This window comes from Algoriphagus persicinus, assembly GCF_035156415.1.
Lineage (GTDB): Bacteria > Bacteroidota > Bacteroidia > Cytophagales > Cyclobacteriaceae > Algoriphagus > Algoriphagus persicinus.
On sequence record NZ_JAYEEY010000026.1, the window covers coordinates 54,872 to 73,126 of the forward strand.

The 18,255-nt window shown below is 40.7% G+C and carries 11 protein-coding genes; 4 read left to right on the forward strand and 7 right to left on the reverse strand.

The annotated features are described in order from the left end of the window. The first annotated feature begins 1 nt into the window (after position 1). The 4 genes from yaaA (at position 2) to U3A58_RS17795 (ending at position 8,571) form a co-directional block, all read left to right on the forward strand. Positions 2–754 (forward strand): peroxide stress protein YaaA, encoded by a 753-nt coding sequence (gene yaaA, locus U3A58_RS17780; RefSeq protein ID WP_323825745.1) that lies wholly within the window; start codon positions 2–4, stop codon positions 752–754. A 103-nt stretch (positions 755–857) separates the two neighbouring features. Next, positions 858–4,352, forward strand: coding sequence for a hypothetical protein (locus U3A58_RS17785; protein WP_323825746.1), 3,495 nt, complete (start codon positions 858–860; stop codon positions 4,350–4,352). A 112-nt stretch (positions 4,353–4,464) separates the two neighbouring features. Then, positions 4,465–7,215 (forward strand): hypothetical protein, encoded by a 2,751-nt coding sequence (locus U3A58_RS17790; protein WP_323825747.1) that lies wholly within the window; start codon positions 4,465–4,467, stop codon positions 7,213–7,215. 114 nt (positions 7,216–7,329) lie between these two features. Next, positions 7,330–8,571, forward strand: coding sequence for an MFS transporter (locus U3A58_RS17795; RefSeq protein ID WP_323825748.1), 1,242 nt, complete (start codon positions 7,330–7,332; stop codon positions 8,569–8,571). Positions 8,572–8,616: 45 nt separating this feature from the next. Here the strand turns inward: U3A58_RS17795 and U3A58_RS17800 are convergent, their stop codons facing one another. The 7 genes from U3A58_RS17800 to U3A58_RS17830 all read right to left on the reverse strand — a co-directional run bounded on the left by U3A58_RS17800 (position 8,617) and on the right by U3A58_RS17830 (position 18,104). Further along, entirely contained in the window at positions 8,617–8,814 is a 198-nt protein-coding gene (locus U3A58_RS17800) for a hypothetical protein (protein ID WP_323825749.1), read from the reverse strand. Between the two features lie 484 nt (positions 8,815–9,298). Further along, complete coding sequence (locus tag U3A58_RS17805) at positions 9,299–10,543, reverse strand: glycoside hydrolase family 2 TIM barrel-domain containing protein (protein WP_323825750.1); 1,245 nt, start codon at positions 10,541–10,543, stop codon at positions 9,299–9,301. 99 nt (positions 10,544–10,642) lie between these two features. Next, positions 10,643–12,112, reverse strand: coding sequence for an SGNH/GDSL hydrolase family protein (locus U3A58_RS17810; RefSeq protein WP_323825751.1), 1,470 nt, complete (start codon positions 12,110–12,112; stop codon positions 10,643–10,645). Positions 12,113–12,192: 80 nt separating this feature from the next. Further along, the gene (locus U3A58_RS17815; protein ID WP_323825752.1) at positions 12,193–12,606 is read right to left on the reverse strand and encodes a GDSL-type esterase/lipase family protein; all 414 of its coding nucleotides are present in this window, start codon (positions 12,604–12,606) and stop codon (positions 12,193–12,195) included. A 420-nt stretch (positions 12,607–13,026) separates the two neighbouring features. Next, positions 13,027–13,830, reverse strand: coding sequence for a hydroxypyruvate isomerase family protein (locus tag U3A58_RS17820; RefSeq protein WP_323825753.1), 804 nt, complete (start codon positions 13,828–13,830; stop codon positions 13,027–13,029). A 231-nt stretch (positions 13,831–14,061) separates the two neighbouring features. Beyond that, positions 14,062–17,364, reverse strand: coding sequence for a PVC-type heme-binding CxxCH protein (locus U3A58_RS17825; RefSeq protein ID WP_323825754.1), 3,303 nt, complete (start codon positions 17,362–17,364; stop codon positions 14,062–14,064). Between the two features lie 215 nt (positions 17,365–17,579). Next, positions 17,580–18,104: a glycoside hydrolase family 30 beta sandwich domain-containing protein gene (locus U3A58_RS17830; protein ID WP_323825755.1), complete on the reverse strand. Its 525-nt coding sequence runs from the start codon at positions 18,102–18,104 to the stop codon at positions 17,580–17,582. Between the last annotated feature and the right edge of the window lie 151 nt (positions 18,105–18,255).

Consider the following 18,255-nt stretch of genomic DNA (forward strand, 5'->3'; position numbering starts at 1 on the left):
TATGCTTATTCTGATTTCGCCAGCCAAAACGCTGGACTACAGCACCCCAACTTTCAACGAGTCAACACAACCTGATTTCCAAACTGATACCCGCTCGCTAGTGAGAATCATGAAAAAGAAATCTGCCAAAGAAATAGGCGAGCTAATGCATATCTCGGAAAATCTGGCTGAGTTGAATGAGGAGCGTTTTAAGACTTTTCAGAAAGACTTTACTCAAGAAAATTCAAAGCAAGCGATGCTGGCGTTCAAAGGTGATGTTTATACCAAAATTGATGTGGATGACTATTCCAAGGCAGATTTTGATTTTGCGCAGCAGCATCTAAGAATTCTTTCCGGCCTATATGGTCTGCTGAAACCTTTGGATTTAATACAGCCTTATCGCCTGGAAATGGGGATTAAACTGGAGAATAAAAAAGGCAAAAATCTCTATGAATTTTGGAATAGGAAAATCTCAAAAGCCATCAATGAGGCTGCAAATGGGCAAGCGATAGTTAACCTCGCTTCACAGGAATACTTTAAAGCCGTTCATATGAAATCTTTAAAAAGCCCAGTGATCAACATTGATTTCAAAGAATACAAGGATGACCAGTATAAAATCATCGGGTTCTTTGCCAAGCAAGCCCGAGGAATGATGAGTAATTTTGCCATCAAAAAAAGAATCACAGATCCTCAACAATTGAAAACGTTCAATGAAGGTGAATATGAGTATTCTGATAAGCTGAGCGATCAAAATAACTGGATATTTGTGAGATAATTCTTCATCTCCCTTATTCATTGACTCTTAAAGACAGTGACTGTTTTTTACCTATATAAAATTGTACCTTAGGGGTAGTAAATAAAAGTTTATAGCCTCTATTTTGACTCAAGCATCCCTTAAAACTTTTGCAATCTCCATTTTCTCCTTGATGGTGATTTTTGTTGCTGAGGCATCATTGAAGCATATTTTCAAAAACGAACACGCATCAATCCATATAGAATCCTCGCTGAACGAGCCAATGCTCACTGGTCCTGATGGGCTATGCAACATCTTTGGTAGTGTAATCGGTGTTTTTTCCGGTGGTGGTGATGTAGTTACTGATGTATATAAATGGACTGTACTAGCTCCTGATGGAAAAGTATTGTTTACCAGACCTCCCGGGGCTTTCCAAACTATTGAATACACATTTGAGGCATCTGGCATGCACAAAGTCCTCTTAGAAGTGAGCCGTGGTGGAAAGTTCATCGCTAGCTTTGAAAAAAAAGTAGACGTCATTACCGGACCAGCACTCACACTTGCACCTAATTATAGAATCTGCGCCGGCCAACCTATAGACCTACAGGCCATCTCACCATCAAGTGCTAATTTCTCAAGCTATCTCTTCGAATGGAAAAATGAAAACGACGTAGTCATAGGCCTCTCAAATACTCTTAGTGTAAGCACTTCAGGTACTTATTCAGTCACATTTTATGTGCCAGATAAGGATGCCAACCCTATATGCAAGACCAGCCTACAATCGACCGTAGAAGTCCTTGACGCTATCAGTATCATTAACAGCTCAGTTTCGGTCTGCAAAGATGGCAGTATCACCTTCACATCCGACCCACTCATAGAAGGCGAGTGGTTCCTGACGGTTCCTGGCCAGCCAACTAGCATATCTAAAGGCAATTCATCGTCGCTTACATTTATGCCAAGCATTGATTTACCAGCTTTCGGCGTTTACGGTATAGAATTTATAGTTGAAAATCTAGAAAACCCTGCTTGCAGTCCTCATGCCGTAAGTAGTTTCACTTACAACCAAGAACCGCTTATTTCACTTTTATCGACAGTTGGGGCAAGTGGATGTTTCAATCAGGATGGAGGATTAGAACTAAAAGCTGAAACCAATATAGATCAAGTAATTGTAGGGGGGCTAGGTACGTCTTATGGTCCTTATCTAGCTGGAGAAACCATAACAATTACGAATCTAGAATCAGGTGGCTACACCTTATATTCCTATCTCAATGGCTGCGAAAATAAACTTGGTGCCGTAGTACCATTAAACGTCCCTCCCACGGTTCTGGATTTCGCTATTGAAAACATTACCGCAGAAGCCTGTACCAGCAATGGGATATCAAATGGCTCCTTCGATGTCAAATTAGAAAATGGCCCAACTGAGGGCTCTTTTAGGATTTTGACCGAAAAAGGAGACGTGGTCGTGAAGGAGGCGTTGCCTACAGCAAATCCATTTAAGATAGAACTGGGAGGTGGAAAGTATTTCTTCGAAATATTAGACCCTGACAGCTGTAAACTACCTAGAAAAGAACTTATTGAAATCCCAGGTAAACCCCAGACGATCTTTACAATACCTGAACAGCTAACTATTTGTGAGTCCTACGATCTAATTCCTCAGACTACAGAAAACCTCCTTTTCACCCTAACAGATCCTGCCGGCAACACAACCTCAAAAAATGCGGGCGAACCTTTCACCCTTACTGAAGGGGGAGAATATAGTTTAATAGGAATACTACCCAATCAAAGTGAAGTATGTCCATCAGAACTTAAGCTTACCGTAAACACTTCTGATCCCATACCTTTTGACCCTGTCCTCAAAAGTGAAGACTGTGTGATCGGCAATCGGGTTTTTGAAGCTGAGATTTATGGATTTGATCCGAGTTTGGCTACCTTTTCCTGGAAAAATGCCGCTGGAGATATTATCGGGACAGGACAAAGCCTTTTCCTCTCTCCTACTTCTATAGGCACTTTTTCACTGGAAGTGCAGCCCATAAACAGTGAAAATTGCCCCTTTTCTCCAAAAGAATTTACAGTGAAAGAACCCATACTGTTTGTAGAAGCATCCATAATAGCTACCAAACTCTGTGAGTTTGGTCCTGAGGCTATTCTGGAATTGGTCACTACATCACCCGAGGCAGTTACCGATATTAAGTGGAGGAGATTTGATGATGCTGGAGAAATAGTGGAGCTACCAGAATATACAAATCAAACTATCATCACCACTGAGATAGGCGGTACTTATGAGGCTATCGCATACAGTATTATTCCGCAAATCAATAAAGATTGCGAACTCGGAAGGGCCACTTTTCAGCTGGACCTGACGCCTGATAAAGTGGAATTTGATATCCCCACACAACTGACTATCTGTGACTTCCATGAGCTGATCCCGCTGACCAATCAAGATTTAGAATTCTTTCTCACAACACCTTCTGGAGAAGTAATTGAAAAACCTTCTGGACAAGCATTTACCTTAGATGAAGCAGGAGTATACACATTCTTGGCATTTGATACCAATAGTCCTACTGCATACTGTCCAGAACAGAAGGAACTGGTGGTCACACTAGTAGGCCCCGTAGCATTTCAACCGATTTTATACGAAGAATTTTGTGATGGTAATCAAACCTATCAGGCTTCGATCAGTAATTATGCAATTAAGGATGTTGACATAGTCTGGAGGGATAATAATGGTATGCAAGTAGGAAGCGGTGAGTTTTTAACTGTTGACATTCCCGGTATGTACAGCTTAGAAGTACAGCCTACTGATGTCATCGCTTGCCACATTACCCCCATATCCTTTGAGGTCTTAGCTCCAGTTTTAGCTGTCGATGTGATGCTAGTGGCAGATCCACTTTGTCCTGATGCGCCGTCTGCTACTATTCGAGCAGAGGCAGACTTCAGCCAAGTCACCACTATCGAATGGTGGTACACGTCTCCGACAGGTGAGCCAATAGAACTGATAGGAGAGCGCAACAACAGAGAAATTTTAGCAGTAAATGATGGAACTTATGAAGTTCGTATTTTCAATCAAACACCATGTCTGTTAGGATATGACAAAGTTCTACTTTTAAGAAGTACAGATATAGTCAGACCATTCGTCGAAGAAAGCTATCAAATTTGTCCAAAATATGAGATAGGACCAATGATTAACCCGGGCAGTTTTGCCAGCTATGAGTGGTACTATGGGGATCAGCTCGTATCCACTAGTCCCACGTACAAGCCGGTATCAATTGGTGATTACTTCCTATCCGTTTACAGTGAAGAAGGCTGCGCCTATCAAACCACTTTCACCACAATAGAAGAATGTGAGCTAAGAGTAATATACCCCAATGCGGTGCAGCCTGGGAATCCAGATAAAGAATTTTTATTGTACACCAATTACCTCATCGACGAATTAGATCTAGTCATACTAAACAAATGGGGTCAGGTGATCTTCCAATGTACCCAAACCAATCTGATTTCTGAAGAATTCACCTGTGTTTGGGATGGGACATATAATGGAAAAGCTATTCCAAATGGGAATTATGCAGTGCGGATCAATTTCAAGAATTATGAAAAAAACATCTCCAAATCCGAATTTGGTTCTATTATTATTATAGAATAGTACCTCCTTCAGAATGAATTATTGATTGGAACATTTTTTGAATCTATTCGCATCATACTAATTCACTGGCAACAGGTAATGTTATCTTTGCACACACTCTAATTTGATTTTATTGAAGCCTCACTACCAATTTCCTGCAAGGATGATTGGGATGATTTTGGTTTATACCGTCCTTATTTTGACTCCCTTGTTTATGCTAGGGAGGCAAGTAAAAAACCCAGGTAAACCCGAAACTACCTACTCGATACAGGCAGACCTGAAACTCACAGGTGACACGAATTTGTGCATTGTGATTGGGGGCGTTATCGGTACGTATAGTGCAGGAGGAAGTCCAGGTGATGTATATGACTGGAAAATAACGAAGTCCACTGGAGAGGAACTGTTAAGTAGAAGTGGAGGTGACCAATTTGAAACCATCCAGTTTTTATTTTCTGAGATCGGAAACTACACGGTTGCCTTGAAAATAAGAAGAGGAACAAATTCCAATTTTTATGCAGAGACCTTAGGTGTTACGATACAAAAAGGAGCTGAATTGGCATTAAAGCCTGACTACCTTAAGTGTGGGGACACACCGGTCTTACTCACTGCCTTGGAATCAACGACACCCAACCTATCTGATTACACTATTCAATGGAAATCTCTCGATCAAGATGGAAACCAAGTCGTGATAGGGACTGGAAATGAATTCTTGACCTATAATAATGGCTACCATTTCGTAGAATTATACCTCACTAATGCCGATGGATCCCAGGCTTGTACCGTCAAAGGAACTACATTTGTAGGTCCACCAATTGATTTCAAAATCACGCAGTCTGATGACCAAATCTGTGAAGGTGAAAGCATAGTTCTGGGAACAGACACGCCATTGACTGGAGAATGGTTTATAAGAAAAAGTGGCGCTACTTCAAAAATCAGTCTTGGAAGAGCATTTGAGATAACTCTGGGATCAAACGATCTTACTGGACCGGGTGTATATGAAGTCTTTTTCAGTGCGGAAGATAGGAGGTATCCTGACTGCCCTTCCGAAAGAAAAACCGCCTTTGAACTTTTAGAATCCCCCAAGATTGATGTACAAATTCTAATCTCACCAGATGACTGCATTGCGGAAAATGGGAGCCTTCAGATCACAAGCAGCTCTAATCTGGATTCAATCGAAATTCCAGAGCTTGGCATTACTGAAAGTCCTGTAGTAGCTGGCCAGGTTTTGACCTATTCAAATCTCAAACCAAAGATCTATTCCATCATCGCTACCCAAAATGGGTGTGAAATAACCAAGTTAGTGCAACTAGAAGCTAAAAACCCTCCCGTAACTCCGAGCCCACCGAACCAACTAACTCCAACCATAGCAATTTCTCCTGAAACTTGCTCAGCAGCTGGAGTCACCAAGGGAAAGGTTGAGGTGGATTTTGGTCAACCAATTGGGAATGGTGAATATCGCCTATTTTCTGTTTCAAGGGGAGAAATCAGTGCCGGAACGATTCCAGCAAGTGGATTATTGAAGCTTGACCTCACTTCCGGCAGTTACATTCTTGAGCAAGTAATCGATGGCTGCACCTACCCTAATGAATCTTTCACCATTGCTAGCCAACCACAGGTAAAATTCAGTTTACCTGAGGCTTTAAACATCTGTGAGACTTTTGATTTTATTCCTGAAACTACCGAGGATTTACTTTTCACCCTGACTTTCCCTGACGGAAGCTCTCAAGCCTTAAGCTCAGGCAAAGCCTTCGCTCTTGCTGAAGCGGGATCTTATTCCTTAAAAGCGGAAGCAAATGACCCCTCATCTACCCTCTGTCCACGAGTAGAAAAATTCAACGTGAGCGTTTCTACTAGGATTACTTTCACTCCTATCCGAGTAGAAAGAGGGTGCTTTGATCCAATTCAATTTATAGCTGACATCCAAGGCCTACCTCCGGAAGAAACAAGCCTTCGATGGCTCAATTCAGAAAATGAAATTGTTGGCAGAGGTCTTGAATTTTATCCTGCGACAGTTGGCTTCTTTTCCCTGGTGGCACAACCATTGGCCAGTGGTTTTTGTAACGTTGCTCCAATTGAATTTGAAGTGACCATTCCTGTAACCTCAGTACCCATGGAGCTAGAAGCCACCAAAATTTGCCCTGAACCGGGATTTGCTGTAGTTACATTGACTACTGATGAAGAAGAGGTGCAGCAGACGGAGTGGATTTTTTACGATTTGAATGATCAGCGTAGCGAGCTACCTGAATTCAATGACCTCCTAGAGATCGTCGTAGATGAAGCAGGAACCTACGAAGCTGTCGCTTATAATAAATTTCATTGCGAGATTGGCCGTAATCTCATTTTGGTAGAGGAAAGTTCTCTGTTGACACTTGCTAATCTGAATGAAAGCTACCCGATCTGCTCAAAAGATAACAGCCTGGCCCCAATTGATCCTGGGGATTATGACAAGTATGAATGGTTTTTTGAAGAGCAATTGGTATCTACCCAGCGCTTATTTAAGCCTGATCAGATTGGTGATTACAGATTACTAGTGACCACTGTAGATGGTTGTGAATTTGAAGAGACCTTCAGAACTTATGACATCTGTGATTATCAACTAGTCTATCCTAATGCAATGATCCTGGGCAACCCTACGAAGGACTTTAGAGTGCTAATGAGTGAAGGGGTTACAGAAGCAGAACTATTTATCTTAAACCGTCAAGGAGAATTAATCTACCACACCGCCACGAAGGACATTCCACTAGAAATGCCTGTACTTACTTGGGATGGAAAAGCATTTGGGAAGTACGTTCCTACTGGGAATTACGTGGTCGTAATAGTACTCCGAAATCCACACTATGGTCTTGAGGAAAAAGAAACTGCACCACTGCTTGTATTAGATTAAAGATACAATTCAGAAGAATATTTTTTATTAGCGGGAAAGTTGAATGCAATATTTTTCCTATTTTTCCACCTTTACAATCGATTGTTCAAAACCCAAAATTCTAAAACCTATCATATGACACAAACCATCAACAAGTCGGCACTCTTCAACGCGAGTTGTTTTGCGCTCATTACCACCGCCTTTACCTTCTCTATACGAGCAGGAATTCTACCCCAACTTGGGGCAGAGTTTAATTTATCAAATGAGCAACTCGGATTCATCAATTCCATGTGGTTCTTAGGTTTTCCTATTTCTATGATTTTAGGAGGATTATTCTATCACAAAGTAGGTCCGGCCAATATAATGCGAATTGCGTTTGTGGCGCATACCTTGGGCATCTTAATGACCATTTATGCCGGTGGATATACGACATTGTTGATCTCTACTTTATTCATCGGATTTGGAAATGGATGTACTGAAGCGGCTTGTAATCCAATGATAGCCGACATGTATAACGGCGTGAAGATGAATAAAATGCTCAACAGATTTCACATGTGGTTTCCAGGCGGAATCTTAGTTGGTTCACTACTATCTAAATTCATGACCGATGCAGGTGGGGTTTTAGCTAATTGGGAGACTCAAATGTGGGTTTTGATGGTACCTACTATCATCTATGCTGTCCTGTTCTTTGGTAAAGCATTTCCAAGACCAAAGATTGAAGGTGTCACATCAATCACTGAAAATTTGAAAGCAATGGTAAGCCCAGTCTTCATTTTCCTTTTTGTATGTATGTCTTTGACAGCCATATCCGAATTTGGACCTAATCAGTGGGTGAATGTAATATTAGTAAGTAGTGGAGCAGATCCTATGTTGATCCTTGCATTGACATTTGGAGTGATGGCTGCAGGAAGGTTCTTTGCAGGCCCTGTTGTCGCAACCTTAGGCCAAACAGGAGTTTTGCTGGGTGGAGCCATTTTAGCAGCTATAGGGATTTATATGTTCAGTGTTATTACAGGCCCTGCCGCTTATTTGGCAGCAATTATATTTGGTCTGGGTGTGTGTTACTTTTGGCCGGTGATGATTGGTGCTACTGCACAAAGAGCACCGCTGACAGGCGCTCTAGGAATGTCAATTATTGGTGGAGTAGGCATGTTTGCCAATTCGATTTTCAACCCAATCACTGGAATCTGGATCGATAATGCCACTGCACAAAATGAAAGTGCCGGATTGACTGGAGCAGCATTAGAGCTTGCTACTGGTCAGGATACACTACAGAAAATGATGTATTTCCCCATCATCCTGATTGTCCTCTTCACGATTTTCTTCTTCTGGCAAAAGAATTCCAAATCAACCGAGGCAGTTCCCACCGCACACTAAGCACAATATCTAAAAAGCAGCCTTCGGGCTGTTTTTTTTTGCACTTTAAAAACCCACCTTCTCCCAAAACTTCAACTTCCCTTTATTGCTTGATTTAACAAGTAGGTAACTTTCGGGAATCTCGGCGGCATCTCCACAATAAGTCACGATTCTGGTGCCTGCGGCAGCTTCTTCAAATTTCTCCCGGATCAGCTTGATATACCTATGATACTGTTCGAAATTGATGCTACCATCCTTATCCAACTTATCCTTAAGATTGATGTTTTCTTCAAAGGCATTAAAAAAATAAAAGGCATCATACCTTCTAAAGTCAAGGTTTTTTAAATCCCCATGATGTAGATATAGGTATGTCAGGATATGTGTATATCTACGTATCTCTACGTATCCGTATATTTGTATATCGTATATCTGTGCCGGGTAATTATGTATGTTGCATAGGGTTGTTTGCAGTGTGGCAACCGCAACATCCCATTTAAACAGTAATATACTAGATCTGTAGTTTCGATTTTTCAGTTTTGTACTATTCCAAGAAAGCTGTTTTATGCTGGATTTTTTACCCGGATGCTAGTAATTGAGAAACAGAGTCATTAACGGTAAGATTGAATATGAAACCATTCATCAGTTTTCCTCCAAAACATAAATTTTAAAGGGTGTAATATAAACTCTGACTTAGTGAATTTTAATTAGAGTTTATAAGATAGAGCATTATGAAAGAAAAAATCACTTCTTAATTCACATAGAATGGAATATTGGCAACCGCTATTTTTCCTTGACCATCATACACGTACACGAACAAGCGGTAATTGTCTCCACTGGCATCAGGCACTTCAAATTTCACTGTTTTTCCATTTTCAATTTTTTCTCTAATAGCACCTTCCGCTACTGGAGGTTTGGTTTCACCTTGTCCGGCATAAGCTCCAAACGCTTTATTCTCAGGAACCAACTCCCATTCGTATTTTAAAGAGTCATTGTCAGGATCATTGGCATCAACGGAGGCAGTATATATCTTATTATGATCCAATTCTATATTATCTTCGGCTTTCATCCCCTCAATGGTTAATGATTCCAACCGAGGACTTTTATTGTCAGGCCACTCCCCTGTCCATACATAATGCATCACTTCTACTGTTCCTTTTTCAATGCCATTATCATAGAACATATTGTACCAAGTGTGAGTATGCTCCTGCCTGTTACTCGTCCATAAGAACACATATGACCCGACACACCATGGGTCTGAAGCAATTACATTTTCATACTTTTCATGGTAAATATTTGCTTTTTTAGTACTAGATTCTTCTATGGCAACTCCATACTTGGTCTTGGGGACTTCCCAATGGCCGCTGACTCCCCATTCTGTTATCGCGTAGGGCCTGTTCCAATTGTATTTTCTAAGCCACTGGGGTATTTCACCTATATCTGCATAAGCATTAACTCCCAATAAATCCAAGTCGGGACATCTTTCTACCAGGTCTTTTAATTTCTCCATGCGTCCGGTACCTACCACTGTCATTGCCGGATGCGCAGGATCTTCTTCTTTGATCATTTTAGCCACATCATTCACCGCGTCCCACATTTTCAGATTGTAATCTTTATTTCCCGGAATATGGTCCAATTCATTACCAATAGCCCATAATAAAATGGCAGGATGGTTTTTGTAAGTGTTCACAATTTCTTTCATCAGCTCGTATTGTTCCTGCACAGCAATTTTATCATCGTAATCGAATCCTTCTCTTTCTGCTTTGAAAGGCAAACCAAACATGACAGTAAGACCTAGTGAATGGGATTCATCCAAAATATCCTTTGCATCTTCGCTATAACCGATCCGAATTGAATTTCCACCGTATTCGGCTACTTTGTCCATGTATTTATCCGCAATTATCCTGGCACCCTTTATAAAATAAGGTTTCTCGTTCCGATTCAATTGGTATCCATCGTCTTCTTGCATAATTGTAACCGGCTCGACTTCTTCCATGCTCTGATTTTGTCGAGATATTTGTGTACATGCATTCATTGAAATAAGCAAAGCTAAGAATGCTGCCTTTTTAAATTTCTTATAATTATTTTGCATAGTTCATTTTTTTGGTGGGTCAACAACGAGCTTCATCGGCCCTTTTACAGGCGGAGTATATATCCTAATGGTCTTGACTTGGGGCTCTCCTTTGCCCATGATAGTCAACTCTAATGTATGATTTTCATTCGTCAGATTTTGAACCAAAGTGCTGGTATATTCTTTTGTCGGATCCGTTATCTCCATAGGAGTGTATTGATCAACAAACAATGGTTTTACCGACCAGGTGATTTCAAAACCAGGAGTAAGTGGTTTCCCTTTATGCTTATAATCGCGCTCTAGATTCATCCACATTCCCGGTTCTATTACCACACGGCCGGAATTGGAGATAAATTTTTCCAAACTATTGCCTACGCCATCAAGCCCTGTCTTGCTTCCCTCCACCTTAAAGGTAAAATCAGTATTGGCCACATTTACTTTCACAACAGTTAATTTCCAATCTTCGATGAGGGGTAGTGTTTCAGAATCTATTCGAAGTAAAGCAGGCCAATCCACACCCGGTGAGCCACTGGTGCGGGTAAATGTATAACAACCTATGATCTCGGACGGTTTTTTACCATCAATTTTAACATCCAATATTGCTGATTTAGGTCCTTCACCCGCAACTACATCTACCCTATTGCCATCAAAATCCAGGATCAATTTACCTTTTTTAAACTTAGCGTCTTTGCCAACAACATACTCTTTCACCAGATCTTTCCACTCATCTTTAGGAAGATCGGGTAAATAGACCAACTCTCGTTTCACGAGTTCACTCATCAGGAAACACCCATGATCGTTAGAGTGGATACCATCGTTAAGTAAATCCTGAGAGGTCAGATTGTTACTTTTTAAGTATTGCTTCCATGGCGTGGTGATGTCTATAAGCTGTGCTTTGTATTCATCGGCAACTGCAGGAACAAAGGTTTTGCGCATGAATTTGTCCCAATCGCTAGGTTCGTGAAATTCTTTCCCATCATATTCTTCAGCTCCAAGATGATCGGAAACAATGGCTACTTCAGCAGTGGTACGCGATCTTAGGTTGTGGAGGATTTCCTGATATTCCTTATGGGCACCGTACACATGGAAAATTACTAAATCAGGATAAAACGGATACATATCACTTTCGCTGGAGTTTACTAGATATTGAGAAGAAAATCCTCCAATAGCGCGATTTTCATAAATTATATGTGCGTGTGGAAATCTAATAATCAGGTCATAGACCACTGCATCAGTCCATTTTTTATTGGCTATAATACTTTGTCCATAAAACAAGATGCGAACCGTATTGCGTTTTTCAGGAGTACTGGTGGCCAACAGGGTCATGGTTCGCTGTATATGCTTACCCCAATCCGATATGTGGTTAGGCATCGGTGCCTCGGGATATTCATCTTCCCATCCTGGGGGCATAGCCTTACGGCCTTCCTGAGCCGATAACACCGAGATCAAAAATAGTGTGAGGAGAAAAAGAAATGTTGTTTTTTTTAAGGTCATATTATTCAATTTTAACAAGCCAGAAATCAGAATGGGACTGGGAGGTTTTTAATTATGCGGCCACTTTCTTTACCATACACTTATAAATAAAGCTTCATGGCCTTCAACCAATTTACTGCCATCTTTTCCTGGCCTTTCAAATTGGGATGTGCCCAATCAAAAGTATCAGTAAATAAATCTTCTGGACTTTCACGCCATCCTTTGTAATGATGCACCGTGACTACGGGCGATTTTCTACTGTTTAAATCATCAGCCACTCTCTCCACCACCGATCTTATATCCATCGCAGCTGCACTACCATTAAAGTTAAGATGCCCCAACAATACCACTACTTCAGGATTTTTAGTCCTCAGGAATTGGACAAAATCCCGTAGAGGTTTACCCACACTCTTTTCAAAATCACCATCCTTTTGATCATTGGTACCTAAATGTACCAAAACGATATCCGGCACCGTTCTATAGCCAGCAAAGTTCTCCTTAACTTGTCTGCACACTAAGTCTTGATATTTGACCTTAATCGCTCATCCCAAATCCAATAAAAAATTTCTGCGAAAAAATCGAGACCCAAACCTTTTACTCACATACAAATCCCTGTTTATGAGGTCAATAGAACCGACCATTCGAATCCCTCCTCTGTTTTTAATCACTCAAATGGTTCGAAAAGCCTCAAATTATAGCGATTTGAGGTTTCTGTTTTTTTTTGTTAGAGCCTGCTTTTAATATGCAAGAATTGATTTTCTTGGGAGAAGAGCTGGATTTTTAATAATATAAAGAGGTACAAGTGCTAGGACACATGGCCAAGACCTCCAGTAGGGTTGAACCGCACAGCGAATATTCCAGTCCAAATCAGCTATCCCTTTTTGGATTTGAGGCCCCGTTTACTTAATAAAGTAAATTAAATAATCACCAGCATACTATTTTGGATCTATTGATTTATAGGCCTTCAAAGCAGCATGTGTACCCTCTTTCCCTGGTTTGCTTATCCCATGTTCCATACCTACAAATCCCCTGTAGCCTTTGTCATGGAGATGCCGCAAAACATTTGGATAATTAATTTCACCTGAGGTAGGCTCCTTACGGCCCGGAGTATCACCAACTTGAATGTAGGCAATTTCATCCCAGGCATAATCTAAAGTTGGCAGTAGGTTACCTTCCTCTATTTGAACATGATAAAAGTCAAAAAGTACTTTGACACTAGGACTTCCTACTGCCTTGGCCAAAGCGTAAGCTTGCGGTATAGTATGCAAAAACATTTCAGGATGATCGCGCTTATGATTCATAGATTCCATCACCATGATGATCCCATGAGGCTCATAAATATCCGCTATTTGCTTTAATAATTCGATCGCATTAGCCATTTGAAAATCCCAAGGCAGCCTTGGGTCCTTCACACCCAAGACATTGTGGATGAATTTGGTATTCATCCTTTTGGCAACTTCCACAGAGGACCGGACATCACTCAATACACCCTCACGGAGATTGGAATCCCTTCCTGCAAAAGTGACATCCTTGAAAGTCATGGTGCCAACAAATTGACCAAATTCCATTCCCTTTTGCTGGATAATTTGACTGATTCGTTCCTGTTCTCCTGTCGTTCTACTTCGCAATCCGGTATTTTCCCAAGCCCGAAACCCTTGATCGTAACCCCATTTTATTTCATCGACAGGATCTTTTCCTGAAAGTTCTGAAAAGATGCCAAACTCAGGGGAGAATTTCATGTTAAATTTTTCGGAGGTGGTGAGGTGGCTCGTTTCGGCAAACGTCTCTGAAAACGTTGATCCTGTAATAATTGCAGCCCCTGATAAAACTCCATTTTTGAAAAATTTTCTGCGGTNGGCTCGTTTCGGCAAACGTCTCTGAAAACGTTGATCCTGTAATAATTGCAGCCCCTGATAAAACTCCATTTTTGAAAAATTTTCTGCGGTCCATAGGTCGTCTTATTTATATAATTATCTTAAAATAGCTCTATCTTTATCTGGATTCTGATCCTGTCCCAGAATAAATGCCATTAAGTCAGCCAATTCCTGATCACTGAGAAGTTGATCCAATCCTTGGGGCATCATTGATACATCCTCAACCAAGGTGGAAATAATATCAGCTCTTGATATTCTCACCGTTGTCTGGGGTGAAGTTGCCAGAACAATGACATTCGGTGTATTTTCCGTTATTATACCCCTATATTCATTTGTTTTAGTTTTAATACGATACGTTTCATACTCCCGAACAAAAGTAGCACTCGGATAAACAATTGACTCTAGAAGGTCATGTGCCGACCTGTCTTGTTGAATAGATGTAAGGTCTGGACCCAAATCACCTCCTTCGGGGCCTAACGTGTGACAGGTGGAACAGATGGCTTTCCCAAAATACAGCGATCTACCCCTTTGCAGATCTCCTTTAGGAATTTGCTTTTCTAAAGCTTGTAATCGTTGCAACCTCAGAGCTTGCAATTTTCGTAATTTCTCGAAAAGTTTCTCTACCATTGAATTAACTTCCGCAGGAAAATTGGCGAAAATTACGCGAAGATTTTCTTCATTATAGCTGTCAAGGCTTGGAGAATTGGTAAGTGCTTTGGCTAAAACTTCACCTATTTGTCCATTTGTGCTTCCCCTGAAAACTGGTATCAATCGTGGAAGAATAAACGCATCTGCCAAAGGCAAAAAATCAACGGAAATTTTCAATAACTGCTTTTCTGAAAGCTTACCCTTGGTTAAAACATTTGCAGCCTGTTGACGAAGCGGCGGTTCTTTATCAACTTGTAACTGGTCAAAAATAAAATCAAATTGCTGATCTGTGATACTAGGATCTGATATCAAGAGAGCAGTCAAAGCTTCCAGCCTTAAACCTGGTTCAATCTTTTCATTTACTGTCAATTTTTGAAGTGGGTTGGACAATGAGGAAATTTCCCTCAACAAAACTAACTCAAGTGCTTTATATTGAACAGCAGGATCATTTGTGGCCAATTGCCGACCGATTTCTGTTACCCAGATGGCCGGAATTTCATCCACTTCACATTTAGACATTGCTTTCAAAAGGAATATTTTGCGTTCGGAAGTACCCGTTTTCATTTGATCGACCATAAACTTTTGCATGCTGGAATTTCCACAAAAGGAAGCCAAAATATCCCCGTACATGTTTTCTTCCTCTTGGGATAATGGCGCACCCACAAATCTTTTACTTATGAATCCTGACATTTCACCAGACCAATCCGGATGAAGTGAAACCAGCCAAAGTGCAGTTTTGGTTAATTTAGGTGCACTTCCTTCCAAGAAAGGTATGAGCTGACTAGCTTTCAATTGATAAGTTGACATCTGATCCAAAGCAATTAATGCTGTCTCTTGCACATTTTCGGATGGATGTATCAATGCTTGTATAACCTCGACAGACTTATTGATTTGGATCAAAGAATTAATAATGGCATGTTCGGTAAATCGATCGTTATTCTTTTCAGAAGCTGCTAACAAGGTGGATACAGATGATTGATCACCAATTTGTCCTAAGGATGTTGCGGCTTGACGCTGTACTGCAGCATCGTTTTGTTGGACAAGATCCCTTAACTTTTCGAGAGCAAGAGCATCCTTAGCCAATCCAGCTGCCCGTGCTGCGGCAATTCTTACCTGCTGGTCATTATCGTATAAGCCCTCACGGACACCTGCCAAAGCATCTTCTGTCCCAATTCTATATAAAATAAAAACAGCATTTGTGCGAGAATCAATAATCGAGGACGTTTTTAGTATGTCAATCAAAGGCTTCACCGACAAATTTCCAATGTCCACTAAGGCCTGTCCGGCTTTGTCTCTTATAAAAGGCCTTGAGTCTTCGAGGTATTCTACCATTTCCTCAGGTTGACCGAGAGTCCAATTGATCCCATTTCCATAAGGATCAGATACTTTTTTCGCATCATTTTTCCGAATCCTGTAAATTGCTCCTTTAAGCTCTGGCTTGGATACCTGAGAGAGGGGACAGCCCTTTATAAACCAACCTCCTGTCTCTACTACAAGCAAACTTCCATCTGCATCCTCCAAAACGTCAGTGGGATGAAAGTCTTCATCATCCTTCCAAAGGAAAGGTTCGTCTTCCGTTCTGAAAGACGCACCTTCCCGGATAAGTTTATGCCTAATAATTTTATGTGTATTAAACTGGGCACTAAATAAATTATCCTTAAAATCCTCTCCCAATCCTGTATTTCTGTATCTGTATATTCCTGCAGGTGATACTCTTGAATATTTTGATATAACAGGAAGCAAATCACCGGTACGTGTAAGCTTATCTCTACCGATGTTATCATTCGGCTTCGGATATACTCCTCCTTCTGTCCAATATATTAAGGCATCTCTTTGCCCTGCTTTAGGTTCTGTAAAATAAGTCATTGTGCCAATTGGCTCCCCGGCTGCTGTAAAAGTCAATTCCACCGGATTGTTCATTCCCCCGGCAGAAACCCACTCCAAGCCTGACCCATCCAGTCTTACACGCCAAACACGGGAAGTCTCCCCTTTCAGTTGTTCTCCTTCTTGAGTAGTGACATCAAAACCCATTATCGCACTGGTCATATATAACCATCCGTCTGGTGAAAGAAAAGGCCCAATAAGGCTATTGGCATTTACATTGAGCTTCCATCCCGAAAGCATAACTTCCCGTTGATCAGCCTTGCCATCACCGTCGGTATCTGTGAACTTGATTAGATCAGGTGCTGAAGTAGCATATAAACTTCCCTTATGAAAAACACCTCCCTGCGGAAACCCTACCTTGTCCGCATAAATGGTGCTTTTATCATAGATCCCATCGCCATTCAGATCTTCCAAGAGGTTAATCCGGAATTGAGGGTCTTTGATAGCATCTTCGGATTCCGTATAAACATCTCCAGTGGATTCAAAGAGAAAAAGCCTTCCGGTTTCATCCAATGTTCCGAACATCGGGTAATCTACTAAGTCAGCTCCGGCAACCATTTCAACACTATAACCCTCAGGAACTTGAATTGCAACAGCTTTTAAACTAGAACCACTTTCATCCGATTTTTTATCTGATGAACAGGATAAAAGAATAAAGATTAAAATAAAAAATGAATAAGAGCAGTTCTTTAAAAGAATCAAGTTGGGATTGAAAGCCCTGTTTTTGACTTGTCTAACATAGTATTTAAATATTTGACATAATGACTTGGTAAAGATAGAATAAGAATGGTTTTTTATTTCCTTAAACACTTCTATTTCATTCTCAAAATGCATATTTTTTATTAATACCCAGCTATATATTTTCATGTTTTTAATGATTTATCATACATAAAATAGTGCAATTCAAAGTCAAGGTTTACGAAAACACCTATTGAGTTCAGCTTATTGTCAGCTAAAACATAAAACCAAATCTCATTTTGTTTGCCCTTATTTATCCTCTGCGATATTCAATAATATTGATCTGGTATAATATAAGTTGTACATCAATTAGAAACCAGAATTATTGAGTTTAACATTTTATTCTAATTATCTTTCTTCAGTTTGCTACCACCTGCATGCAAAGTTACTATAGACCTTGCCGGGAGCACAAAAAGTCCATCGGCTGGAATTGTCCCCTGAGAAGCACAATTTAAGCTGACTGAGGACACAAACATTTCATATTCCTGTGCTGAGCCTTTTGTTATATTAAGTCTGACAGCAACATCTTCTTTTTTATTATTTATAAATATAAATGTTTTAGTGTTGTGAGCTGTATGTTCAAAACCCAGCGCAGTAACATTCTCATCGAGTGAAGTGGCTTCGATTCTTACAGCCCCCGGCCTGATAAAGTGGTAAAAGTGCTTAGATGCCTGATATTTCTTTCCTACTACTCTGTCTGACATGATGCTATACCTATCTATTCCATTTAAATTGCTTCCTTGCCAGTGTACCCATGCACTTACATCTCCGAAGATAATAGCTGTAGCAATATCCACTCCCATACCCAGTGCTCCAGGCCTGCTATTGGTTGGCTCCCATGAGTCTTCATAACCGGAAGTTTCTGTCATCCAAGAACGCTTGCCAGAATTGGAGACAAACGTATCCCTCCGAGCATCCCATATAGTTTGGGCTAGGAATTGTAAGGAATTCAGTTAATCCTGTGCTGCTGCCAGTTTGAGGGCAGAAGTTGGTATAGGTCTTTTTGCTTATGGCTCTGGA